Raw genomic sequence first — 16,409 nt, forward strand, 5'->3', positions numbered from 1 at the left:
CGGTCCCAAACTCCGGCGCAATTTGGTTAAGCCTTGGCGCGAATACGGCAGGTTTGGGGTAACAATCGGTAAAAAAGCGTGAGTTGGCGCTGTTTGAGGCAGTGACTATGGTTTGCCGTGACTTGGGGATACGGATTCGGACGGCGGCCTTGGCCGCTCGGTTCGGGTGAGTATAAGTCGCAGTTGGTCGTAGTGGGGCGGGTTCCTGATGAAATTTAGCCGGCAAACAACGCTTCGTGCGCAAGCCACTGTGGCCGGCGTCGGCGTTCATTCCGGTCTTCCCGTCACTCTCACCCTTGGGCCTGCGCCTGTCGACGCAGGTTTTATTTTTGTCCGCACCGGACTTGAGGGATGTGACCGCGAAGTTCAGGCGATCGCCGATCAGGTGATTGCAACCGACCTCGCCACCGTTCTCGGCGATCGCAACGGGCCGCTGGTCTCCACCGCCGAGCACGTGCTTGCTGCACTGCGGGGCATGGGCGTGGACAACGCCACCATCGAGATCGACGGGCCGGAAGTGCCGATCATGGACGGCAGCGCCGCGGCCTTCATTGCGGCGATCGACCAGGCCGGCATCGTCACCCAGCCGGCGCAGCGTCGCTTCATCCAGGTTTTGAAGCCGATCTCGGTCAAGATCGGCGACTCCTTCGGCGAGATCCGGCCATATGCCAACGGGTTCCGTGCCGAGGTCGAGATCGACTTCACCAATCCTGTCATCGGCCAACAGAGCTACAGCTTCGAGCTCAGCGCGGAACGTTTCCGCCGCGAAGTCGGCCGCGCCCGGACCTTCGGCCTGATGGGCGACGTGGCCCGGCTCTGGAGCGCGGGCTACGCGCTCGGCGCCTCCTTCGACAATACCGTCGTGTTCGACGACGAGCGGCTGCTCAACACCGAGGGCCTGCGCTACGCCGACGAATGCGCCCGCCACAAGGTGCTGGACGTGATTGGCGACCTCGCTTTGGCCGGTCTGCCGCTGCTCGGCGCCTACCGTTCGGTGCGTGGCGGCCACAAGCTCAACCACGCCGTCCTGACCGCGCTGCTGGCCGACCGTACCGCCTGGCGGGTGGTCGAGGGCGAGGCCGTCCGCCGCACCTCCCGTCCCGTGGCCGAAACCGGTCGCGGCATCGTCGGTGGCCGGGTCGCTGCAGCCTACGGACCGGACGTGTCCTGAGAGACCTGTGACCGCTTGTATCCGGCGGCGACTTTCCTCCGGGAAACTCCTGGTAACCATGATCGACTAGCATTGCGGCAGGTTCGCCTTAATCCGGGCGAAATGCCTGCCCATACGGTTGGTTAACTATCGTTTTTCGGATACATCGGCGTGGTCGCATGGCAGGCACCACGGCACCATTTCGCGCCCATGGCGGGGTTCATGGGCTGGCGGACACCGCATCATAGGGCGTCAGGGCAAAACTCATGTCGGCACAGCGTATGACGCGCGGATATCTCTCGGTCTCGTCTGGAGTCCGTGGGCTGCTTCACGCCGCCACCTTCATCATGCTCGCGCTGCCGCTGGCCGGCTGCGGCACCGGCGCGCTCTGGGACAAGTTCACCGCCAAGGACGACACCTTCGTCGAGGAGCCCGCCGACAAGATCTACAATGAGGGCCTGTACCTCATGAACGAGAAGAAGGACATGAAGGCGGCGAACAAGAAGTTCGAAGAGGTCGACCGCCAGCATCCTTATTCCGACTGGGCTCGCAAATCGCTGCTGATGTCGGCCTACGCCTCCTACCAGGGCGGCGACTATGACGGCTGCATCGGCGCCGCCACCCGCTATGTCACGCTGCACCCCGGCAGCCCTGATGCGGCCTATGCGCAGTACCTGATCGCGGCCTCGCATTACGACCAGATCCCGGACATCAGCCGCGACCAGAGCCGCACCGAGAAGGCGATCGCCTCGCTGGAAGAGGTGGTGCGCAAATATCCGACGTCCGAATATGCGACCTCGGCCAAGGCCAAGATCGAGGGCGCGCGCGACCAGCTCGCCGGCAAGGAAATGAATGTCGGCCGCTATTACGCGCAGAAGCGCGACTTCACGGCGGCGATCAACCGCTACAAGACGGTCGTCACCCAGTACCAGACCACGCGCCATGTCGAGGAGGCGCTGTTCCGTCTGACCGAGTCCTATATGGCGATCGGCATCGTCGGCGAGGCCCAGACCGCGGCCGCCGTGCTCGGGCACAATTTTCCTGACAGCCGGTGGTACAAGGACGCCTATAATCTAGTAAAATCGGGCGGTCTCGAGCCGAGCGAGAATCAGGGTTCCTGGATAAGCAGGGCCTTCAAGAAGATAGGCCTCTAGGTCTCGGCTAGGAAATTTGGTTCCATGCTGGCGCGTCTGTCGATCCGTGACATCGTCCTGATCGAACGGCTCGATATCGAATTCGCCACCGGCCTTGCGGTCTTGACCGGCGAGACCGGTGCGGGCAAATCCATCCTGCTCGATGCCTTTGCGCTGGCGCTCGGCGGCCGCGGCGACGCCGGCCTCGTGCGCCACGGCGCGGAGCAGGGGCAGGTCACTGCCGTGTTCGATATCCCCAAAAATCACCCCGCAGCGAAAATCCTCGCCGAGAACGGGCTGGACGACACCGGTGAGATGATTCTCCGCCGGGTGCAGCTCGCCGACGGTCGCACCCGCGCCTTCATCAACGACCAGTCGATCAGCGTGCAGACGCTGAAGGCGGTCGGCGCCGCCCTGGTCGAGATCCACGGCCAGCATGACGAGCGCGCGCTGGTCGATGCCGCCACCCACCGCCGCCTGCTCGATGCCTTCTCCGGCCTGGAAAAGGATGTCGTGGCCGTCGAAGCGCTCTGGGACGCGCGCCGCACTGCCAACACCGCGCTGGAAGAGCATCGCGTCGGCATGGAGCGCGCCGCACGCGAGGCCGACTATCTGCGCCACGCCTCCGACGAGCTGAAGCAGCTCGCTCCCAAGGACGGCGAGGAGACCTCGCTGGCGTCCCGTCGCACCACCATGATGCAAGGCGAGAAGATCGCCTCCGATTTGCGCGAGGCGCAGGAGGTCGTCGGCGGCCACAACTCGCCGGTCGCGGCCCTCTCGGCCGCGGTGCGCCGGCTGGAGCGCCGCGGCGTCAATTCGCCGGCGCTGGTCGAGCCCGCCGTCAAGGCGATCGACATCGCGATCAATGCGCTGGAGGAAGCCGACCAGCATCTCCTCGCTGCGCTCGCCGCGACCGATTTCGACCCGGCCGAGCTCGAGCGCATCGAGGAGCGGCTGTTTGCCCTGCGCGCCGCCTCGCGCAAATACTCCACGCCGGTCGACGGGCTCGCGGCGCTTGCCGCCCAATACGCCGCCGACGTCGTCCTGATCGATGCCGGCGCCTCACGGTTGAAGAAGCTGGAGCAGGCCGCGATCGAGGCAGATGCGCGCTATGCCGCTTCCGCCAAGAAGCTGTCGCTGGCGCGGCAGAAATCGTCGGAGAAGCTCAACAAGGCGGTCAATGCCGAGCTTGCCCCGCTCAAGCTGGAACGCGCCAAGTTCATGACCCAGGTCGCGACCGACGAGGCGACGCCGGGCCCGCAAGGGTTCGACCGCGTCGAGTTCTGGGTGCAGACCAATCCGGGCACCAAGCCGGGGCCGATGATGAAGGTCGCCTCCGGCGGCGAGCTTTCGCGCTTCCTGCTGGCGCTGAAGGTCGTGCTGTCCGACCGCGGCTCGGCGCCGACGCTCGTGTTCGACGAGATTGATACCGGCGTCGGCGGCGCAGTCGCAGACGCTATCGGCGCGCGCCTGGCGCGGCTTGCCGGCAAGGTCCAGGTGATGGCTGTGACCCATGCCCCGCAGGTCGCCGCCCGGGCCGACCAGCATCTCTTGATCTCCAAGGACGCCCTCGACAAGGGCAAGCGCGTCGCCACCCGCGTCAATGCGCTCGCCGCCGACCACCGCCGCGAGGAAATCGCGCGGATGCTGGCGGGTGCCGAGATCACGGCCGAGGCGAGGGCGGCCGCGGACCGGCTGCTCAAGGCGGCGAGTTAGGTTTGATTGCCACCGTCATTCCGGGGCGCACGAAGTGCGAACCCGGAATCCCGAAATTCCGGGTCTGGTCCTTCTGACCATCCCGGAATGACTCTTTCAATTGCAGATCGAGTCGTACAGATCATCCCAGTTCGGATTGTCCTTCTCGATCAACTGGGTCTTCCAGGCCCGCTTCCACTTCTTGAGTTCTTTCTCGCGAGATATCGCCGAAACCGGATCGTCATAGGTCTCGAACCAAACCAGATTCGTGATGTTGTATTTGGTCGTGAAGCCCGGCACGGCCTTGATTCGATGCTCGTAGGTGCGGCGTATGAGGTCGTTGGTGACGCCAACATAGATTGCCCCGTCGCGCCGGCTTGCTAGGATATAAACGTAGTACGCCATGACCCCTTCCCACCGTCATTCCGGGCGTACGAAGTGCGAACCCGGAAGCTCGAGGTTCCGGGTCTGGTCCTTCGGACCACCCCGGAACGACGAGACACAACTTTAAGTATAATGGCAAGAGCAGCAAAATCCAAACCACTCCGCGACGTCGCCGACCTCACCAAGGCGCAGGCCAAGGTCGAGCACATGCGGCTGTCGCTCGAGATCGAGGGGCACAACGAGCGCTATTATCAGGACGACGCGCCGACGGTCACCGACGCCGAATACGACGCGTTGCGCCAGCGCTTCAATGCGATCGAAAAGCGCTTTCCGGAATTCGTCAGCGCGGACTCGCCGTCGCAGAAGGTCGGCGCGGCGCCGTCAGGGCGATTCAAGAAGGTGCGGCATTCCGTTCCGATGCTGTCACTCGACAACGCCTTTGCCGAAGAGGATGTGCGCGACTTCGTCGGCCGCATCGTGCGCTTCCTGAAGCTCGACGACGACAAGATAAATTTCTCAGCCGAGCCGAAGATCGACGGCCTCTCGATGTCGCTGCGCTATGAGGGCGGCGAACTCGTTACCGCGGCGACACGCGGTGACGGTGCGGTCGGCGAGGACGTCACCGCCAACATCCGCACGCTCGAAGACGTGCCGCAAAAGCTGAAGGGCCGCAACGTCCCCGACATCTGCGAGGTGCGCGGCGAAGTCTACATGACCAAGAAGGCCTTTCTCGCGCTCAACAAGAAGCAGGTCGAGGCGGGTGAGGCGCCTTTCGCCAATCCGCGTAACTCGGCCGCGGGCTCGCTCCGGCAGAAGGACCCGACCATCACCGCCTCGCGCCCGCTCGGCTTCTTCGCTTATGCCTGGGGCGAGATGAGCGCGATGCCGGAAGAAACCCAGAGCGGCATGATCCACTGGTTCGAGCGCTGCGGCTTCAAGACCAATCCGCTGACGAAGCTGTGTCACTCGGTCGAGGAGCTGATCGCGTTCCACCAGAAGATCGAGGAAGAGCGCGCAAAACTCGACTACGACATCGACGGTGTCGTCTACAAGGTCGACCGGATCGACTGGCAGGAGCGCCTCGGCTTCGTCTCGCGCACGCCGCGCTGGGGCATTGCCCACAAATTCCCGGCCGAGCAGGCCATGACCGTGCTGCGCGACATCGAGATCCAGGTCGGCCGCACCGGCTCGTTCACCCCCGTCGGCAAGCTCGAGCCGATCGGCGTTGGCGGCGTGATCGTGCAGAACGTCACGCTGCACAACGAGGACTACATCAAGGGCATCGGCAACAAGGGCGAGGTACTGCGCGAGGGGCGTGACATCCGGATCGGCGACACGGTCGTGATCCAGCGCGCCGGCGATGTCATTCCGCAGGTCGTCGACGTCGTCCTCGACAAGCGGCCGAAGGGCGCCAAGGAATTCCACTTCCCGAAGAAGTGCCCGTGCCCGCTGCACACCGACGTCGTGCGCGGGGAGACGGCCGCCGGCGAAGAGGAAGCACGCGCCCGCTGCACCGGCGAGTTCGCCTGTCCCTATCAGAAGATCGAGCACCTCAAGCTGTTCGTTTCGCGGCGCGCCTTCGACATCGACGGTCTCGGCGAGAAGCAGCTCCAGTATTTCTTTGACGAAGGATGGGTGAAGGAGCCCGCCGACATCTTCACGCTGGAGAAGCGCAATTCGAAGCTCAAGCTCGAGGAGATCGAGGGCTATGGCGAAACCTCGGTGCGCAATCTGTTCGGTGCCATCGAGAGCCGGCGCAAAATCGCGCTGGAGCGTTTCGTCTACGCGCTCGGCATGCGCCATGTCGGTGAGACCACGGCCTTGGCGCTGGCGCGCGGCTATGGCTCCTGGGAGGCCTTTCACGATGCCTGCCTCAAGGTCGCCAAGGGCGACGAGGAGGCGATCGCCGAGATGGATGCGCTCGACCAGATCGGCGACACCGTGATCAAGAGCATCGCCGATTATTTCGGCGAGAGCCACAATCGCGGTATCGTCGAGAGGCTGGTCAAAGAGCTCGATGAGATCGTCGACGCCGAGAAGCCGAAGAGCAACTCGGCCGTCGCCGGCAAGACGGTCGTGTTCACGGGCTCGCTGGAAAAGATGACGCGCGACGAGGCCAAGGCCACCGCGGAGCGGCTCGGCGCCAAGGTCTCGGGCTCGGTCTCGAAGAAGACCGATCTCGTGGTCGCGGGTCCCGGCGCGGGCTCGAAGCTCGCCGAGGCCAACAAGCACGGCGTCAAGGTGCTGACCGAGGATGAGTGGCTGGCGCTGATCGGGGAGTGAGGCTTTCCCTTCTCCCCTTGTGGGAGAAGGTGGCGCGTAGCGCCGGATGAGGGGTTCTATCCTCGAGGTCAAACTTTGAGAGGGGACGCGTGGAGAGAGACCCCTCATCCGGCGCGCTGCGCGCGCCACCTTCTCCCACAAGGGGAGAAGGAAGAAAGCGTCCCGCCCTCACATCATCCCCGACTCTTCCTCTTCCGCCTGCTCGATCAACTCCTCGCTCACCACCACCTCCCGTCGCGGCACGACGAAGATCATCATGCAGGCGCAGAGCAGCGAGATGGCGAGCACCGCGGAGGTCAGCGGCAGCGTCGTCGTGGAATGGCCGCCGAGATAGGCGCCGAACTGCGACATCAGCGCGCCGATGCCCTGCTGGAGGAAACCCATCGCGCCTGACGCAGTGCCGGCTGCTTCAGGGCGGATGCTGATGGCGCCGGCGGCGGAATTGGCCATCACGAAGGCATTGCCGACCATCACGATCATCTGCGTGCCGAATAGCCAGGCGGGCGCCTCGTTCCAGCCGGCGAAACTCCAGAGCAGGTTGAGAAGGCTGCCACTGAGCTGAAGGCCGAGCCCGAACCAGATCAGCTTTTCCAGCGAGTGGCGCGGCGCAAAGCGCACGCAGAGCAGATTGCCGACGAGATACGCAAAGCCTGAGGTCGCAAACCAGGCGCCGTATTCGGCGCTGCTGCGGCCCATCTGCGTCACCACGATGTAGGGGCCGCCGCCGGCGAAGGTGAAGATGATCTGCGAGGCCAGCACCTGGCACATGACGTAACCGACGAAGGCGCGGCTTCGGATCAACATGCCGATGTCGCCGCGAAAGCCGCTGCCGGCAGCGCGGCTGCGGCGCGTCTCCGGCAGCGCGAATGCGATACCGACGGCGACAATGATGGCCCCGATCGCGATGGCGTAGAAGATCGCGCGCCAGCCGAACGCGGTCTCGATCAGGCCGCCGGTGAGTGGGGAGATCATCTGCCCGATCATCAGGGCCGCGACCACGAGGCTGATCATCGAGGCGACGCGATCGCGCTCGTAGATGTCGCGGATGATGGCGCGGCTGACCACCATGCCGGTGGCGCCGCCCAGCGCCTGGAAAAAACGCGCGGCGATCAGCTGCGGCAAGCTTTGCGCGAAGATGCAGGCGACGCTGGCCACGACCATCAGCGTCAGCCCGCCGAGCAGCACCGGACGCCGCCCGAACTTGTCCGACAGCGGCCCCATGATCAGCTGCGACAGCGCGATGCCGACCATGAAGAGCGACACCGTCATCTGCGCGATCGAGATGTCGCTGCCGAACGTGGTCGCCAGCACCGGCAGCGCCGGAACCAGCATGTAGAGCGAGATCGGCGCAATCCCGGTCATGACGACGAGCAGCAGCAGCACCACGCGCGAGGTCGCGAGGTTTTTCATGGCCGCGTCCGGCGGCCTGCTGATCATGCCGTGCATAGGTGTCCGTCTTTCGAATTCGAATCGACTGTAGCGTGCTCACGCAAGACGGATATCGGCATTTCGGAATGCGGCTATTCGGATTTTGGGACGGTTATGATGCGGGCACGATGGCGACCGATTGGGCGCGCGTCTCGTTCCACAAATGAGATGTCATTCCCCGCGAAAGCGGGGAATCCAGTACGCCGCGGCTTCTCCGCATGCGTTTGCTGTCTCTGGAATACTGGATGCCCCGCTTTCGCGGGGCATGACAGCGGTGGTGGGGAAAGAGCGTTGCGCAAATCGCGTAGTGCTATGCGTTGCGCTCCGGCGCGCGCTACGCCTTCAGCTCCGCCGTCGCCTGATCGAGCCAGGCCTTGGTCGCCTCGTCCAGCGCCGGCCCCACCTCGGCCCGTACGCGGGCGTGGTAGGCATTGAGCCAGTCGAGCTCGTCGCGGTTCAGCATCGCCACATCGATCAGCCGGCGGTCGATCGGCGCCAGCGTCAGCGTCTCGAATGCGTTCATCGGCTTCTCGGCGCCCTTGATGTCGGCGGCGATCACCAGCTCGAGGTTTTCGATGCGGATGCCGAAACCGTCGGCCTTGTAGTAGCCGGGCTCGTTGGAGAGGATCATGCCGCGCTTCAGCGGCGCGGTGCCGAGTTTCGAGATTCGCGCCGGCCCTTCGTGGACGCTGAGATAGCTGCCGACGCCGTGGCCGGTGCCGTGCTCGAAATCGACGCCCGCGGCCCAGAGATATTGCCGCGCCAGCGTATCGAGCTGCGCGCCATTGGTGCCGTCGGGAAACACCGCGCGCGCAATCGCAATATGGCCGCGCAGGACGCGGGTGAAGCGATCACGCATCTCGTCCGTCGGCTCGCCCACCGCCATGGTGCGGGTGACGTCGGTGGTGCCGTCTTCATATTGCGCGCCGGAATCGATCAGCAGCAGATCGCCGGGCGCGATCCGCCGGTTGCTCTTGCGGGTGACGCGGTAGTGCACGATGGCGCCGTTCGGGCCGGTGCCCGAGATGGTCGGGAACGACACGTCTTTCAGCGCGCCGGTGTCGCGGCGGAACGTTTCCAGCGCCTCGACCGCGTCGATCTCGGTGAGCTTGCCGCTTGGGGCCTCGCGATCGACCCACGCGAGAAACCGCGCCAGCGCCACGGCATCGCGCCGGTGCGCCGTCTGCGTGCCCTTGATCTCGGTCGGATTCTTGACCGCCTTGAGCAGCGCGATCGGATCGCTGCCGCGCAGCGGCTTGCCGCCGGCGCCGGCAATCAGCCGGCTGAGCGCATCGGCCGCGGTGGCATTGTCGAGCGCGATTGCTGCGCCGCTTCTAGCCAGCGCCATCAGCGTCGGCGCCATCGCATCGGGCTCGCGCACGTCGGCGGACTGCTCGAGATGGTCGCGCGAGAGGTTGGAGAGTTTGCGGTGGTCGATGAAGATGGTGGGACGGCCATCCTTCGGCACCAGCGCGTAAGACAGCGGCAGCGGGGTGTGCGCGACGTCGGCGCCGCGGATGTTGAAGGTCCACGCCACCGCATGGCTGTCCGACAGCACCAGCGCATCCGCGCCGAGCTTCCCGATCTCGTTTCTGATCTGCACCAGCTTGTCGGCCTCGGTGACCCCGGCATTTTGCAGGCTGTGCACGGCGACGGGGGCGACCGGCGGCTGCGGCCGGTCCTGCCAGATCGCATCGACCGGATTGCTGTCGACCGCGACCAGCTCTGCGCCAGCCTTGGTGCAGGCAGCGGCCAGACGTTCGGCTGCCGCAAAAGTGTGCAGCCATGGATCAAATCCGAGGCGATCACCGGATTTGAGATGCGCCGACACCCAGCTCTCCGGCGGCGGGTCGATCAGCGATTCCACCGCCCAGGCTTTGGCGTCGACCTGCTTGGCGGCCTGAATCGTATAGCGGCCGTCGACGAACAAGGCGGCTTCGCGGGTCAGCACCACCGCCAATCCCGCCGATCCGGTGAAGCCGGTCAGCCAGGCGAGCCGCTCTTCCGAGGGCGCCACATATTCATTCTGCTGCTGGTCGGCGCGCGGAATGACGAAGCCGGTCAGCTTGCGGCGGGCGAGTTCTTCGCGGAGCGCGGCAAGCCGCGCCGTCAATGCGACGCCGGCCTCGGGCTCTTCGAATGTCTGGAAGTGTGCTTCGAACATGGTGGACTACTTTAGGATCATGGGGATCAGTCCGCAATGTAGACGCATTTGAGGTCGCATCTGGCACGGACTGTGCTTGAAATAGTTCCATTCGAATTGAGTGGAGTTAAAGGATGCGGCAGTTGCGCTTCGTCCGGATAACAGGGAAATTCGAGCAAGTGGTTCATCTCAACGGCGAGGGGACACACGATGCCAGCGTTCACGTTTGAGAAGATTTCGCCGCCGGTGCGCCGCGCTCCGGCCGCAACGCTACCCAAGAAGCCGCGCGGCCTCATCAGCCAGATGATCGACCGTCTCGCCGAGCGTCGCGCGAGACGTGCCTTGCGCGCATCGGCGCGCACTGGCGAGAAGCCGGTGAAGTAGCCCACATCGTGACGACTTCCTAGGGTGGGTTAGCCGAAGGCGTAACCCACCACGTCTGTCACCGCAGAAATGAAAGAGGTGGATTACGCTGCGCTAATCCACCCTACGATAACTTCCTCAGCAACAAGCTGCTCCACCCTTCAATCCGCAGATGCCGCAACGGCACGAGGCCGCGCGCGCGATAGGCGGCGATCACGGCGGGGGCCTGGTGCGTCAACAGGCCGGAGAGGATGACGCGGGCGCCTGGCGCAAGGTGCCGCGCCATCGGGCCCGCCAATTGCCGCAGCGGATTGGCAAGGATGTTGGCCAGCACCAGGTCGAACGGGCCGCATTTGGCAAAATCCGGCGCGGCGAAGCCGGTGGCGCGGATCACCCGCACATAGTTCCCAGTTTCGTTCAGCGCCGCGTTCTCGGCCGCCACCCGCACCGAGGGCGGGTCGATGTCGGAGGCCAGCACCGTGCGATGCAGCGCCTTCGCCGCGGCGATGGCCAGCACGCCGGTCCCGGTGCCGAGGTCGAGCAGGTTCCTCGGGCGGGAGCTCTTCAGGACATGGTCAAGCAGCAGTAAACAGCCGCGGGTGGTGCCGTGGTGACCAGTCCCGAAGGCGAGCGCAGCCTCGATCTCGATCTTGAGCTTGTTCGGCGCGACGCGGTCGCGATCATGGCTGCCGTGGACGACGAAGCGGCCGGCGGGCACCGGAATGAGATCTTCCAGGCTCGCCTTGACCCAGTCCTTGGCCTCGACCGTGTCGAAGGCAAGCGTCTCGGCGATGTCGTTTCCTGCTGAAGTTGCAACGAGTTCGCGTAGCAATTCCTGGTCCGGCGCTTCGGCGAAATGCAGCGTGACGTCCCATTGTCCGCCTGGCTGCTCGAACGCGGCGACCGCTGCGTCTCCGTCAAAGAAGACTTCAGTGAGCATGTCGACGACGCGCCTGGCAGCGGCCTCGGTCGGAAGCGAAAAGCTGGCGCGATGGGTGGGAGAAGGCTGCATCAGGGTTCCGTCGGGTTCAATTTTTGGAACTTTTGTTCCCAATTTTCCGCATAACTTGCAATTCCGGGATTAATCCAACTGCAAGTTGTATTTCCGTAGATTTGCGGGTGTTGGAACCGACCAACACATCTTGGAATGGAAATGGAGGCTTGGTCTTGAAGCGCATGGTTTCGAAGTTCTGGTCCGACGAATCTGGTGCGACCGCGATCGAATACGGCCTGATCGCAGCCGGTATCGCGCTGGCGATCATCACTGTGGTGAACAGCCTGGGCGGCACGATGAACGAGAAGTTCGGTTCGATTAGCAGCTCCTTGAAGTAATTTCCGCCCCCCATTTTCGAGCGGGGCAACTTTCTTCATAGACAGTTTCCTGATGATCGCCCGCTGGGGGAATTGCCCCTGGCGGGCGAGGTGGTCTTTGGGCTCTCAAGAATTGCCCACAGCCTGTCCACTCGATTTCCACCTGCTATCCAGTGTCTATCCCGCCGCTCATCCCCAGCTTTTCCACCGGCTTGTACCCGGCTTGGCCGGGCCTGTTGCGGCCGGTTCTCACCGCCCTCTCACAGATCTGCCAACAGGCCAGTCCACAGCCCATCCACAGACCTATCCACGGCTTCCGAACAGCGAGCGGTGATCCCTCAGGATCGCCTGCGCCGCGTTGTGGCCGGGGGCGCCGGTGACGCCGCCGCCGGGGTGGGTGCCGGAGCCGCAGTGATAGAGGCCCTTCAGAGGGCCGCGATAATCGGCATGGCCCAGCATCGGCCGCGCCGAGAACAGCTGGTTCAGCGTCAGCGCGCCGTGGAAGATGTCGCCGCCGAGGAGGCCGAACTGCCGCTCGAGATCGAGTGGCGAGAGGATCTGGCGGCCGAGCACGCTGGCAGCAAAGCCTGGGGCGTAATTATCCACCGTTGCGATCATGAGATCGGCGACCTCGTCGCGATGGTCATCCCATGACTTTCCATCGGGAAGCTCGGGCGCGACATGCTGGCAGAACAGGCTCGCGACGTGCTTGCCCGCGGGCGCCAGCGTGTCGTCGAGCGTGGAGGGGATCAGCATCTCCACCACGGGCTCTCGGCTCCAGCCTTGCGCCCGTGCATCGAGCCAGGCGCGGTCCATGTAGCCGAGGCTGGGCGCCAGGATGATGCCGGAGGAGAGATGATCGCCGTCGCCGGGCAGCGCGGTGAAAGAAGGCAGGCGGTCCAGCGCCACGTTCATCCGGAACGTGCCGGAGCCGTTTTTCCAATTGCGGATGCGGGCGAGGAAATCCTGGGGCAGGGCGTCGGCCGCGACCAGCCGCGTGTAGAGCAGCTTTGGATTGACGTTGGCCGCGACATATTTGGCGCGGATGGTCTCGCCGTTCTCCAGCACCACGCCGACGGCGCGGTCGCGCTCGACGATCACCTCGCGCACGCCGGCATCGGTGTCGATCACGACGCCCCGGTCCCTGGCGGCGCGCGCCATCGCTTGCGTGATCGCGCCCATGCCGCCGATGGCATGGCCCCAGACGCCCTTCTTGCCGTTCACCTCGCCGAAGGCATGGTGCAGCATCACATAGGCCGAACCGGCGGCGTAAGGACTGGCGTAATTGCCGACGATGGCATCGAAGCCGAACAGTGCCTTGACCAGGTCGTGCTCGAAACGCTCCTCCAGCATCTCGCCGGCCGAGCGGGTGAAGAGATCGAGCAGGCTGCGGCTCTGCTCCAGGGCGAGGCCGCGCAGGATGTTGGCTGTCTTCCACGCGTTGACACCCTCGCGGATTGCGGCGGTGCCAAAACCGTCGACGAGGTTCGGCGGCGCGCGCAGCACGAATTGCCTGAGCACGTCGGCGATGTCTCCGAGCTCGCGCGAAAAGCCGTCGAGCGCCTCCGCATCATGCGCGCTGAGCCGCGCGACGGACGCTTTCGTTCGTCCCTCGCCGGTGAGGAGATAGCTGCCGTCGGGCGCCGGCAGGAAATTTTGCGCGCGCCGCTCGACGATTCGCAGGCCCTGTTCAGTGAGCTTGAGGTCGTGGATCACCTGCGGATTGAGCAGGCTCACCGTGTAGGCGGCGACCGAATTCCTGAACCCGGGATGAAATTCTTCCGTGACCGCCGCACCGCCGACCACCTTGCGGCGCTCGACCACGCGCACGCGCAGGCCTGCCATCGCGAGATAAGCCGCGCAGGTGAGGCCGTTATGGCCAGCGCCGATGATGACGACGTCGGTTTCGGTCATGGTGTCCCTGGCGTCATTCCGGGGCGCGCGTAGCGCGAACCCGGAATCTCGAGGTTCCGGGTTCGATGCTTCGCATCGCCCCGGAATGACATCTGTATATCAGCCATTCCTCGCTGCAACATCACGCGAGCCTTTATTGCCCGTTCAGGCGCCGTGTGCTCCATTGCAGCGGTCCGGCGCCCGCCGGAGTTTGGCCGGAGCTTTCATGGATTCGATCGTGCAACCCGCCGCCACGGTGCAGCCCTCGTCGTCGCGCAACCGGCTGCTGCTGACGGTCTACACCGCTGCGATCTTCGTCAGCGCGCTGCTGCTGTTCTCGGTGCAGCCGCTGTTCACGAAGATGGTGCTGCCGCGGCTCGGCGGCTCGCCGGCGGTGTGGTCGGTGGCGATGGTGTTCTTCCAGTCGCTGCTGCTGGCCGGTTACGCCTACGCGCACCTGCTGATGCAGATCCGGAACCGGATCGTTCCGGTGGTGGTGCACCTCGTGCTGCTGGCGCTGGCCTTCGCCACGCTGCCGCTCGGCGTCGCCGTTGCCTATGGCGAGCCGCCTGCTTCGGGCTATGCGTTCTGGCTGCTGGGTCTGTTCCTGGTCTCGATCGGGCTGCCGTTCTTCGCGCTCGCCGCCAACAATCCGCTGCTGCAAGCCTGGTTCGTCCGCACCGGCCATCCCGCCGGGCACGATCCCTATTTCCTCTATGCGTCCTCCAACATCGGCAGCTTTCTCGCGCTGTTGTCCTATCCGTTCCTGTTGGAGCCGATGTTCACGCTGCACACGCAGAACCGGTTGTGGACCGGCGGCTATGGCCTGCTGATTCTCCTGATCGCCGCCTGCGGCGTGCTGCTGCTGCGCTCGCCGAAGCTCGCGGTGGTCGATGCGCGAACCGAGGAGATCAATGCGCCGGCGCCCGGTCTCGTGACGCGGCTGCGCTGGATCTTCCTCGCCGCGGTGCCATCAGGCCTGCTCATCGCCGTCACCGCGCACATCTCGACCGACGTCGCGGCGGCGCCGCTTTTGTGGGTGCTGCCGCTGTCGCTGTATCTGCTCACCTGGGTGGTGGTGTTCCAGTCGCGGCCGCTGTTGCCGCACAAATGGATGCTGATGCTCCAGCCGGTGGCGATCGCAGGCGTGGTCGTGCTGCTGGCCTTCGGCGGTGAGCAGAACCTGCTGCTGACGCTGGGCGGTCATCAATTGTGCTTCTTCGTCATCGCCATGGCCTGCCACGGCGAATTGGCGCGCACCCGTCCGGCCGCCAAATATCTCACCGGCTTCTATGTCGCGCTGTCGTTCGGCGGCATGGTCGGCGGCCTGTTTGCAGGTCTGGTCGCGCCCTTCACCTTCTCCTGGATCGCCGAATATCCGATCCTGGTCGCGCTCGCGGCGCTGTGCCGCCCGTCCGCCAACGAGCGTCTCGCCGGCATCGTCAAATGGTACTGGCTGGCGCTTGCCGCGCTCGCTGTGGCGCTGGTTGCGCCGTCTTACACCACGGGTGGCCTCTCGACCTGGTTCGAGGATCACCGCGTCTGGGTTGCCGGCTCGGTCGGCGTGCTCGCCGCGCTGGTGACGTTGGCGCTCAATGCCGGCCGCTGGAAGATTTTTGCCACCGTCGCGCTGGCGCTGGCGTTGATCCGGATCTATCCGGCGGACGAGGGGCGCGTCACCACCGTGCGCAGCTTCTTCGGCGTGCACAAGATCGTGGAGACGCCGGGCGGTTATTTCCACGTGCTGATGCACGGCACCACGATCCATGGCGCCGAGCGCTTCCGCAACAATGACGGCACGCCGGTCACCGGCCGGCCCGAGGCGATCACCTACTACCACAAGGACGGTGGCATCGGTCAGGCCATCACCGCGATCCGCGAGCGCAAGGGCGCGCCGCTCAAGGTCGCCGCGATCGGTGTCGGCTCCGGCACGCTTGCCTGTGCCGCCGAGCCCGGCGAGAACTGGACCTTCTTCGAGATCGACCAGTCCATGGTCGATGCGGCGAGCGACCCGAAGAATTTTCGTTACATCTCGAGCTGCATGCCCGGCCTGAAGCCGGTGATCGGCGATGCCCGTCTCACTTTCGCGAAAGAGCCTGACGGCGTCTATGACCTCATCATCGTCGACGCCTATTCGTCGGATGCGATTCCGATCCATCTTGCGACCGAAGAGGCGATGAAGATCTACAAGGACAAGCTCGCGCCCCATGGTGCCGTGGTGATGCACGTCTCCAACCGGCACCTTGATCTCGAGACCGTCGTGGTCGGCATCGCCGACGCCAACGATCTCAAAAGCTGGGTCTACAACGAGGATTCGGGCCGCGATTCCGACTACATCTTCTCGACCGACGTCGTCATCTCCGCGCGCGAGGACGCCGATGTCGGCAAGCTCGCGTCGTCCAAGGTCTGGGAGCAGACCGAAGCCGACGACCGGGTTCGGGTCTGGACGGACGACTATTCCAACATCCTTGGCGCATTGTACCGGCGCTTGAGGGATGGCGAGTAGGGCGACCTGAGTGGTCTCGTGCCCCGGACGCAGCGCAGCGCTTCTTCAGCGGTGCGCTGCGTCCGGGGCCCATCTCTCCGAGCAATTCGTTTCGCCTTCTGGTCCCGGCTCTGCGCAGCA

At 64.8% G+C, this 16,409-nt stretch carries 12 protein-coding genes; 7 read left to right on the forward strand and 5 right to left on the reverse strand.

The genetic code is table 11. The annotated features are described in order from the left end of the window. Nucleotides 1-208: 208 nt before the first annotated feature. The 3 genes from lpxC to recN all read left to right on the forward strand — a co-directional run bounded on the left by lpxC (nt 209) and on the right by recN (nt 3,999). Nucleotides 209-1,171, forward strand: coding sequence for a UDP-3-O-acyl-N-acetylglucosamine deacetylase (lpxC, locus tag AC1RR3_RS34395; RefSeq protein ID WP_492829053.1), 963 nt, complete (start codon nt 209-211; stop codon nt 1,169-1,171). Between the two features lie 245 nt (nt 1,172-1,416). Beyond that, nucleotides 1,417-2,304 carry an outer membrane protein assembly factor BamD gene (locus AC1RR3_RS34400; protein WP_492829055.1) on the forward strand — a complete coding sequence of 296 codons (888 nt, stop codon included), beginning with the start codon at nt 1,417-1,419 and terminating at the stop codon, nt 2,302-2,304. A gap of 24 nt (nt 2,305-2,328) precedes the next feature. Beyond that, on the forward strand, nt 2,329-3,999 hold the full coding sequence (gene recN / locus AC1RR3_RS34405; RefSeq protein ID WP_492829057.1) for a DNA repair protein RecN: 1,671 nt from the start codon (nt 2,329-2,331) through the stop codon (nt 3,997-3,999). 96 nt (nt 4,000-4,095) lie between these two features. On the opposite strand, the gene AC1RR3_RS34410 is transcribed toward recN, so the two are convergent. Further along, the gene (locus AC1RR3_RS34410; protein ID WP_492829059.1) at nt 4,096-4,383 is read right to left on the reverse strand and encodes a GIY-YIG nuclease family protein; all 288 of its coding nucleotides are present in this window, start codon (nt 4,381-4,383) and stop codon (nt 4,096-4,098) included. Nucleotides 4,384-4,494: 111 nt separating this feature from the next. Between AC1RR3_RS34410 and ligA the strand changes: the two genes are divergently transcribed. Further along, on the forward strand, nt 4,495-6,645 hold the full coding sequence (gene ligA / locus AC1RR3_RS34415) for an NAD-dependent DNA ligase LigA (RefSeq protein ID WP_492829061.1): 2,151 nt from the start codon (nt 4,495-4,497) through the stop codon (nt 6,643-6,645). Nucleotides 6,646-6,813: 168 nt separating this feature from the next. Here ligA and AC1RR3_RS34420 read toward each other — a convergent pair whose 3' ends face one another. Beyond that, complete coding sequence (locus AC1RR3_RS34420) at nt 6,814-8,091, reverse strand: multidrug effflux MFS transporter (protein WP_492829063.1); 1,278 nt, start codon at nt 8,089-8,091, stop codon at nt 6,814-6,816. A gap of 316 nt (nt 8,092-8,407) precedes the next feature. Then, nucleotides 8,408-10,237: an aminopeptidase P family protein gene (locus AC1RR3_RS34425; protein ID WP_492829064.1), complete on the reverse strand. Its 1,830-nt coding sequence runs from the start codon at nt 10,235-10,237 to the stop codon at nt 8,408-8,410. Nucleotides 10,238-10,426: 189 nt separating this feature from the next. Here AC1RR3_RS34425 and AC1RR3_RS34430 point away from each other — a divergent pair, with 189 nt between their 5' ends. After that, entirely contained in the window at nt 10,427-10,600 is a 174-nt protein-coding gene (locus AC1RR3_RS34430) for a hypothetical protein (RefSeq protein ID WP_492829066.1), read from the forward strand. Nucleotides 10,601-10,703: 103 nt separating this feature from the next. Here the strand turns inward: AC1RR3_RS34430 and AC1RR3_RS34435 are convergent, their stop codons facing one another. Beyond that, complete coding sequence (locus tag AC1RR3_RS34435) at nt 10,704-11,591, reverse strand: 50S ribosomal protein L11 methyltransferase (RefSeq protein WP_492829067.1); 888 nt, start codon at nt 11,589-11,591, stop codon at nt 10,704-10,706. Between the two features lie 164 nt (nt 11,592-11,755). On the opposite strand from AC1RR3_RS34435, the gene AC1RR3_RS34440 reads away from it, so the two are divergent. Continuing rightward, nucleotides 11,756-11,911 carry a Flp family type IVb pilin gene (locus AC1RR3_RS34440; protein ID WP_492829074.1) on the forward strand — a complete coding sequence of 52 codons (156 nt, stop codon included), beginning with the start codon at nt 11,756-11,758 and terminating at the stop codon, nt 11,909-11,911. Between the two features lie 282 nt (nt 11,912-12,193). Here the strand turns inward: AC1RR3_RS34440 and AC1RR3_RS34445 are convergent, their stop codons facing one another. Next, a complete protein-coding gene (locus tag AC1RR3_RS34445; RefSeq protein WP_492829069.1) occupies nt 12,194-13,804 on the reverse strand; it encodes a phytoene desaturase family protein in 1,611 nt (536 codons plus the stop codon). 205 nt (nt 13,805-14,009) lie between these two features. Here AC1RR3_RS34445 and AC1RR3_RS34450 point away from each other — a divergent pair, with 205 nt between their 5' ends. Beyond that, nucleotides 14,010-16,289, forward strand: a complete 2,280-nt coding sequence (locus AC1RR3_RS34450) for a spermidine synthase (RefSeq protein WP_492829071.1) — start codon at nt 14,010-14,012, stop codon at nt 16,287-16,289. Nucleotides 16,290-16,409 lie beyond the last annotated feature (120 nt).

The organism is Bradyrhizobium sp. GW821-FHT13H05 (genome assembly GCF_058804065.1).